We start from the raw sequence: 5,626 nt of genomic DNA on the forward strand, positions 1-5,626 counted from the left end.
GCTATATTGAAGGAGCGAAAGCCACCGGGTGGAAACAAGCCATCAACCAACTAGCCGTGGCTTACCCCGACCGATTCGCGGACTACTTGTAAACCAAGCCCCCGCACACAAACAATCGGACACTCTCCCTAGACATGACATACGGCAGCTAAGCACTGGACGCTTAACGACGGCACGTCCCACCCCACCGGCTTCTAGGCCGAAGAACTGGTCACACCCTAGAGCGCGCCGGTGGGCTCGCCGACAAGGCGCCGTGGCTGCTCGAAGACCGGCTCGTCGCCCTCGGCGCTGAGTACGACTAGGCGCCGGAGCCGTGGGCGTCCTACGTCACTGTCGACGGCAACCTGTACACCGGGCAGAACCCGTCCTCGTCGCGTGAGTTCGCGCAGCGCCTAGTCAAGGATCTCGCCTAAGCCTCACCCCGCTTGGGCCTGGCCGGCGACAGCCCTCGCCACCGCCAGGTCCTCCCACGGCATCCCGACGGTCTTAAACACCACCCGCCGCGCCGGATCCAGCGCCACCTCCCCGCGCACAACCTCAGCCATCGTCGCCACATCCTCCCACGCAAGCGCCCCCTTCTCCACCGCGATCGCCACATCGCCGGCCTCCCGCCGCGCAGCCTCAACATCCTCCACAATCACCTGCGCGCCCCGCAGCACATCCTCATGCAACTCCCGCGTATCCACCGTGTGCGCCCCCCACAGCAAGCACGGTCGCATCAGGGCGCAATTGCCCATCGACGACCACAGGTTCCCCCGCAGAAGTCGCCACCACAACCAACCCGGCCCGCCCCAACACCTCATCAGCCTCGGCACTGCCCGACTCGCCGAAAGGCGACGATTCCGGAAGCACTTCCGCCGCCGCTGGATACCCGTGTCCATCCCCTATACTCGAGCCTAATAAGCTGCGAAGAATGACCGGAGATTAGGGCCCGAGAATGCACACGCACATCAACTACTCACGACCGTTTCCCTCGGAGTGGTTAGGCGCTTTAGCACGACTCTGTCGCGAGATTTCCCAGCTAATGAAGCTTGTTGGCGACGTGGATCCGGATCTCGACGCCGCTGTTAAAGCTCGCATAAACGCGTACTTCGAAGACTCCGACTTCAATGTCGCCATGACACCGGAGGAATTGACTCGATCGATTACAGAGTTATGTGGCGGGTCGCTTCATTTCCTTAACAGGACACTGGACAATGATTTTGTCTCGCCAGTGATTGTCGCCCCTCTCTCCCGATCAGTGGTCGAAAACTGCAGCCTCCTTCTTTTCATTAACTCGTTCGGCGACATCGAAAGAACTTTTTGGGCGATGCGGGCGGTAACCTTGGACATAAAGGAGGACAAGCAACGAGATCTGGTTCCAGAGGTCGACGAAGCTCTCACCACCGCGGTGGCTGTGCATATTAATCGTCATCGAGGCCAAGATTTCAAAGTCCCCGGTTTTGGAAAGCTAGTCGCAAACACGCTTGGCGACGTAGCGGAAACCAACTTGTACAAGCTTCTCAGTAGCTATACACATCGAAATGCTTGGACTGCCTACAAGCACTTTATCTTCAATCAACATGCCCCAGCTAGACTCGAGCTACTTTCCGCCCGTTTTGTGATTAGCGCATTACGCTCGGCGGTTCTCGCCACTGAGTCGGTAGCAAGTTTTCGACCAAACGATGACGTGAAAGAGTACCTAGACTATCTCAACAATTTGATCCCTTATCTAAATACAGTTGAGCAATCTCTGAATACTTGGATGAAGACTAACGGCATTCAGCCGGCACTTTAGGTCATCCAGTACCGTAAACGTGCTTGAAGTAAGAAAATGGGGTGCCGTGGTGACTTTCCGGTAGCGCTCAGGTGGGAATCAGGTAGCGATCTACCTCGGCGATGCGGACTGCCCCAAGTTTCACCTTATACGGCAGCGCCTCGATTCACCCTCGATCCCAGACGACACACGTGCGCCAGCAGATGACTGATCATCGCGCTGCTTAGGGTTCAATCAGCGGCTTGCTTATCTCGGAAGTGCCGGGGCTCACGGATCACGCTACCCAGCGTTCCGGCTACTTCAGTGGCCTCTACCGGATTAGCACTGAAACGCAACCAGCTAGTCACGGCATCGGTACCAGGAACAAGATCGCAACAGCCAACACGGGCGATGGCCGGCTTGCAGTTGATGAGTTCGAAACCTCAGCTGGAAACTTCGTACGCACAATATGTAGTCCGCGAATCAGACGTTCCCTCGACAACGCTGGACGCAGGCTAAAGCGGCACCTCGTCCAGCCACTCCCCCACCTAACGCAAAGTGTCTATCGGGAGCAACACCGGCAGTAGAGGAAGTTCATTGGTCAGTTCGTGAATTTTTTGTCGTACAAACGGGAACAAGGCGGGGGCGACATAAGATTCGATGATCTCACTTTTTCGATCGGCATCGTGAATGGCAGCTTCTGCTTGCCCCTCTGGGATGGACAAATCAACTTCGTACCAGAGCTCAATTTCTGCCAGCACTCGATCCAGGTCACCATCGGCATAAAAAGTGGTCTCTGCTCTGGCGCGTACTCGCGCACCTTCTTCAATCTTTCTGCCCTGAAATTGGCCCAATTCGAACTGAACACGGACGCCTTCATGCGGGATCTCGTATTTCAGAGCATCTGCCTTTATGGAAACCAAGCGGATGTCCACTACAAAACAATCATCCGCCGCTTTAAACCCTGCGTTTCCCGCACTCACGATGTGGCACCCTTCCCAGCAACTTCAATCCTTCGGCCCCTTTCAGCCCGTCCCGACACGATGGGCTGCGCCGAGAACGAAAAGTCCCAGTACCCCTCCGACCATTCCTCGTGGGTTGAGGATCGAACAGTCGCAGTTGATTCTTTAACCACCGCAGAAATACCCGCAACCAAGAGAGATTCCCACTCTTCCGATACCGGCTCAGTCTCTTTAACCAAAAAGGCGTCGATACTCCGCACTAACTCGGGAGTCGGCAGCTCTAGCCCAAGATCGATCTTGGCCACGTCAAAGAGCCATTCATTAACGGAGTACAGACTCCAGATCTTTTGTGGACGTTCTCCCGCTCCTACACACCCCTCTTCCCTCGGGAAGGAATAGTCAGGGTTCGTCACCCACTTCATCACTGCCTGGCGGGTCAAGCCCACTAGGCCCGCAATATCAGAGGTGTTAACTAGAAGAGGCTCAACTCTGTCGAGAACCAATCCGTCGTGGGCTTTGAGTTTGTGGAAGACATCGGTCGCTTCGCTAAAGGCGTTCTGCTGTTGCCCTTCAAGAACTATCTCCGCAACAACAACGCCGTTCGATAGGACAAACGAGACTTCCGGGACCCGTTCTTCGATGGCATCGATCCGCTCTTCATCGGAGAAGTCGATTCCTCTGACTTGCAATCTCACGACGGTTGCCATCTTCATCCCCTCTCAACAAGCGTCGAGTTGTCAATTGACAACTAGTAAATCAGTGTATTGCAGAACAAACAAACTCGCAGCGCCGTTACCGCTCCTGCCTCCCCATTTTGCCCCGGACCCTTTCCAGCCGCTCCCGAAGCTCAACGTAGCGGTTCCATGCCTGTGCCACGTTCGGGTGAGGGGGTTTATCTTTGTAGAGAGGAACCATCTCCTCCCGGGCAACTTTCAAGGACTTCTCTGCGTAGTCGCCTATCGACGATGCATTCGCCTCCACGCGATCTTCTGTTGTGCCCTCAAAGCCTGCTCCCCTCAGAAAAGCCCTTGCCTTTTCTTCACATTCTATAGCGCCCTGAATGAGCGTTTCCGCGTTCTGCAAAGCTGCTTCACAGAACTTTTCTTCAGCCGTGAGCAGTTCGTCCGCCGCACAAATTAGACGTTCCGCCTTGTCTAATGCCTCAATCGCTCCCTGCAGCCCATCCCCGTGCCCAGAAGAATGCCCACACAATCGTATGGTTCGGTCGGCTTTCCTTGCTTCCCTCGTTGGGTTCTTCGGGGTTGAGTCAAATCGCACGCGGCACTGCTTTGCCGGGCACACAATCACGAATCCTCCGTGACTATTCTTCCGCTTGGCGGACCACCCGAGGGACCTAGCCTTTTGCGCCTGAGCATTTAAGTCTTTGTGAGGATGGCGCGGCCACGCATCTTCTGGCCCATACGTTTTCCCGACCACTCCACTCCTCCCGAACGCGAATCTACAAAGACTGTATCATCCGCAGTTTCGAAGGCACGTTCGTAATTAAGTATCACACCCCGCGACCCGCTCCCCAGCGATCACCTTCGCCACCGCCAGGTCCTCCCACGGCATCCCGACGGTCTTAAACACCACCCGCCGCGCCGGATCCAGCGCCACCTCCCCGCGCACAACCTCAGCCATCGTCACCACGTCATCCCACGCAAGCGCCCCCTTCTCCACCGCGATCGCCACATCGCCGGCCTCCCGCCGCGCAGCCTCAACATCCTCCACAATCACCTGCGCGCCCCGCAGCACATCCTCGTGCAGCTCACGCGTGTCCACGGTGTTCGCCCCCCACAGCAAGCACGGTCGCATCAGGGCGCAATTGCCCATCGACGACCACAGGTTCCCCCGCAGAAGTCGCCACCACAACCAACCCGGCCCGCCCCAATACCTCATCGGCCGCAGCACTCCCCGACTGGGCCCACGGGTAGGCCAGATCCGCCGGCTCACTCCGCGAGGTAAACGTCACCGACACCTCCCGCACCCCCTCAAGCACATCCACTATCGTGCGCGCATGCGCCCGCCCCTGCACACCCGCGCCCACAATCACGCACTCCAACGGTTCACTCGACGCCCGCAACCGGTCCAACACCCCCGCCACCGCCACCGCCGGCGTCCGGATTTCCGTCAGCGCCGCGGCATCCATCACGACCTCCGGCGTGAGTGTCTCCCCGGAGAAGCTCAGCCCCATTTCGGTGCACTCCGGCGGCGGAGCCACCATCTTCGCAACCCCAGGCGGTGACCTCTTCGTACTCGACACCGTCAAAATGATTCCAGCCGGGTCGGCACAACCGCCAAGGTGCTGTTCCCCGGCTTCTCACGCACGGTTCCAAAGCACCGATTCGTAACGGCCCGCTCCTACGCACCTGTTACCGGGCCGCTGCCTACCAGCTCCACATTCTCGTAGTAGTCGGAGTGCGACTGCACCACGTCGCTCACGTCGTGATTTTCTACAAAAGGCGCCTCGGCGCCTGCAAAACCGATGGGTTTGCTGCCAAGCATTGCGGCAGGATAAAGGACGCCGAGAACCTTGTCTTTACCCGAATGGTAGTTGTGGATCACGCCTGCGAAATGCTCACCGTATAGATCGCGCTGAGGATCTGGACCGATTGCGGCACCGAGCAAGTGGACTGCCTCGACCTGAACTTGCTGTTCTGCATCCCCGGTACCAGCAAGCGCGGTCGCCAGATTTAGCATGACTCGGCCTCCCAAACTGTGTCCAACCAGGACGACGGACTCCAAATCTGTTCGCTGCAATATGGCAGCCAAAGCCAACGCCGTCTTGTTCGCGCGGTTGACTGAAGCGTCCTGGGTTTAGTTCCTACCTCTGCTAAGGAAGGATTGGCACTATGCCCAGAAAATATTCCGCCGAATTCAAGGAGAAGGCGGTCCATCAGATCATCGAAATGGTCCGCCTGGAGTCTTG

7 protein-coding genes and 1 pseudogene are annotated in these 5,626 nt (G+C 57.4%); 1 reads left to right on the forward strand and 7 read right to left on the reverse strand.

The window, feature by feature from the left end:
• Window positions 1-416: 416 nt before the first annotated feature.
• A complete protein-coding gene (locus EAW56_RS12755; RefSeq protein ID WP_122086539.1) occupies window positions 417-881 on the reverse strand; it encodes a hypothetical protein in 465 nt (154 codons plus the stop codon).
• Between the two features lie 56 nt (window positions 882-937).
• On the opposite strand from EAW56_RS12755, the gene EAW56_RS10905 reads away from it, so the two are divergent.
• Window positions 938-1,777 (forward strand): hypothetical protein, encoded by an 840-nt coding sequence (locus EAW56_RS10905; RefSeq protein WP_147453294.1) that lies wholly within the window; start codon window positions 938-940, stop codon window positions 1,775-1,777.
• Between the two features lie 506 nt (window positions 1,778-2,283).
• On the opposite strand, the gene EAW56_RS10910 is transcribed toward EAW56_RS10905, so the two are convergent.
• From EAW56_RS10910 to EAW56_RS10935, 6 genes and pseudogenes are all read right to left on the reverse strand, one after another.
• Window positions 2,284-2,718, reverse strand: a complete 435-nt coding sequence (locus tag EAW56_RS10910; RefSeq protein WP_122086543.1) for a hypothetical protein — start codon at window positions 2,716-2,718, stop codon at window positions 2,284-2,286.
• A complete protein-coding gene (locus EAW56_RS10915; RefSeq protein ID WP_147453295.1) occupies window positions 2,715-3,404 on the reverse strand; it encodes a hypothetical protein in 690 nt (229 codons plus the stop codon). Before EAW56_RS10915 ends, EAW56_RS10910 begins: the two co-directional genes overlap by 4 nt.
• A gap of 85 nt (window positions 3,405-3,489) precedes the next feature.
• Window positions 3,490-3,975 carry a hypothetical protein gene (locus EAW56_RS10920; RefSeq protein WP_147453296.1) on the reverse strand — a complete coding sequence of 162 codons (486 nt, stop codon included), beginning with the start codon at window positions 3,973-3,975 and terminating at the stop codon, window positions 3,490-3,492.
• Between the two features lie 225 nt (window positions 3,976-4,200).
• On the reverse strand, window positions 4,201-4,479 hold the full coding sequence (locus EAW56_RS10925; protein ID WP_167457432.1) for a hypothetical protein: 279 nt from the start codon (window positions 4,477-4,479) through the stop codon (window positions 4,201-4,203).
• Window positions 4,466-4,891, reverse strand: coding sequence for a hypothetical protein (locus tag EAW56_RS10930; RefSeq protein WP_167457433.1), 426 nt, complete (start codon window positions 4,889-4,891; stop codon window positions 4,466-4,468). The genes EAW56_RS10925 and EAW56_RS10930 overlap by 14 nt, the downstream gene beginning before the upstream one ends.
• A 167-nt stretch (window positions 4,892-5,058) precedes the next feature.
• Window positions 5,059-5,490 (reverse strand): annotated as a pseudogene (locus EAW56_RS10935) (DUF726 domain-containing protein); the annotation flags it as partial.
• Window positions 5,491-5,626: the final 136 nt, after the last annotated feature.

This window comes from Corynebacterium gottingense (assembly GCF_003693265.1).
GTDB classification, from domain to species: Bacteria; Actinomycetota; Actinomycetes; order Mycobacteriales; family Mycobacteriaceae; genus Corynebacterium; species Corynebacterium gottingense.